The sequence below is a fragment of the Polaromonas sp. P1_E1_2 genome (assembly GCF_056406035.1).
Genome location: NZ_JBFUAZ010000679.1, coordinates 1 through 2,156 on the forward strand (window position 1 = coordinate 1; position 2,156 = coordinate 2,156).

Annotated in this window: 2 protein-coding genes; both read left to right on the forward strand. The window is 61.7% G+C overall.

Features of this window, described 5'->3' with window-relative positions:
• Window positions 1–952, forward strand: a 952-nt coding sequence (locus AC1D1P_RS21625) for an ATP-binding cassette domain-containing protein (RefSeq protein ID WP_477674387.1), incomplete at its 5' end; no start/stop codon positions are given.
• A gap of 1 nt (window position 953) precedes the next feature.
• Window positions 954–2,156: multiple monosaccharide ABC transporter permease (gene mmsB / locus AC1D1P_RS21630; protein WP_477674388.1), on the forward strand; the 1,203-nt coding region annotated here is incomplete at its 3' end.

Genomic DNA, 2,156 nt, shown 5'->3' on the forward strand with positions numbered 1-2,156 from the left:
GGGCATCACCTGCATCCTTATTTCACACAAGCTCAACGAAATTTCACGCGTGGCGGACGCGATCACCATCCTGCGCGACGGCAGCACCGTCGAAACACTGGACTGCCGTGCCGAAGCCATCAGCGAGGATCGCGTCATTCGCGGCATGGTGGGCCGTGAGATGGCTGATCGATATCCGCCGCGCCAGCCGCAAATTGGCGAGACCGTGTTTGAAGTGCGCGACTGGAACGTCTATCACCCGCTGCACACGGACAGGAAATTCATCAAAGGTGTCAGCCTGCAGGTGCGGCGCGGTGAAATCGTCGGCATTGCCGGACTGATGGGGGCGGGGCGCACAGAGCTTGCCATGAGCATCTTCGGCCGTTCGTGGGGGCGCCGCATCAGCGGCCAGGTTCTTCTGAACGGCCAGCCTGTTGATGTCGGCACGGTAGAGAAAGCCGTTCGCCATGGTCTGGCCTATGTGACCGAAGACCGCAAGGGCAACGGGCTGATATTGAACGAAGACATCCAGTTCAATGTGTCGCTGGCCAACCTCAAGGGCGTTTCAAGTGCCTCCGTCATCGACAGCGGCCGCGAATACCAGGTCGCGCAGAGCTACCGGGAAAAGCTCCGCATCCGGTGCTCAAGCGTTGGCCAGAAAGTCCTCAACCTCTCGGGCGGGAACCAGCAGAAAGTGGTGCTCGGGAAATGGCTGTTCACCAGCCCCGAAGTCCTCATCCTCGACGAGCCCACGCGCGGCATCGACGTGGGCGCCAAGTACGAGATTTACACCCTGATGGCCCAGCTCGCGGCAGAAGGGAAATGCATCATCATGATTTCCTCGGAAATGCCCGAATTGCTGGGCATGACGGACCGCATCTACGTCATGAACGAAGGCCGCTTCATCGCCGAGATGCCGACGGCCGAAGCCTCCCAGGAAAAGATCATGCGCGCGATCATGAAAGCAAGCTGAAATGAACAACGAGTCCTCCAACGCCACCGCGATTGCGGCAAAAACCGCCGCTGCCAGCGGCAAATCGCCGCTCGACTACCTGAAGCACAACTTCCGCGAGTACGGCATGCTGATCACGCTGGTGGCCATCATGGGCTTCTTCCAGTACATGACCGAGGGCACGCTCATGCAGCCCCTCAACCTCACCAATCTGGTCCTGCAGAACAGCTACATCGTCATCATGGCGCTGGGCATGCTGATGGTGATCGTGGCCGGGCATATCGACCTGTCGGTCGGTTCGGTGTGCGGTTTCATCGGCGCGCTGGCGGCCGTGCTGATGGTGGAGTACGGCTGGCATTTCGTGCCGGCCTCGCTGGTGTGCCTGCTCTGCGGCGCGCTGATAGGCGGGGTTCAGGGCTGGTTTGTCGCGTTCTTCCGCATCCCTTCTTTTATCGTCACGTTGGCCGGCATGCTGGTGTTCAAGGGGCTGGCGTTGGCACTGCTGCAGGGCCAGTCGGTCGGCCCCTTCCCCGATTCATTCCAGATGCTCAGCTCGGGTTTCATGCCCGACCTGCTGAGCAGCGAAGGCCTGCGCATGACTTCGCTGCTGCTGGGCGTGGCGCTGGCCGCCGTGCTCGCCGTGGCCGGCATACGCGCGCGGGCCAAGCAGCTCAAGCACGGCATCCAGGCCGAGCCCGCCGCCATTTTCTTCGTCAAAACGGCGATGTTCTCGGCGCTGCTGATCTATTTCAGCTACCTGCTGGCTTCCTACAGGGGGCTGCCGAATGTGCTGATCGTGATGGCCGCGCTGATTTTCCTGTTCCACTTCATCACGGGTCGCACCACTATCGGGCGGCGCGTCTATGCGCTGGGCGGCAACGAAAAGGCAGCCAAGCTGTCGGGCATCAAGACCGAGCGCCTGGCCTTCTATACCTTCGTGAACATGGGCGTGCTGGCGGCGCTGGCAGGCTTGGTGTTCGCCGCGCGCCTGAATACCGCGACGCCCAAGGCCGGCCTGGGCTTTGAGCTCGACGTCATCGCCGCCTGCTTTATCGGCGGGGCCTCGGCCTCGGGCGGTGTCGGCAAGGTCATGGGCGCGGTGATCGGTGCGTTTGTGATGGGCGTGATGAACAACGGCATGTCCATCCTGGGCATCGGCATCGACTACCAGCAGGTCATCAAGGGCGTGGTGTTGCTGKCCGCCGTGTTTGTCGACGTCTACAAC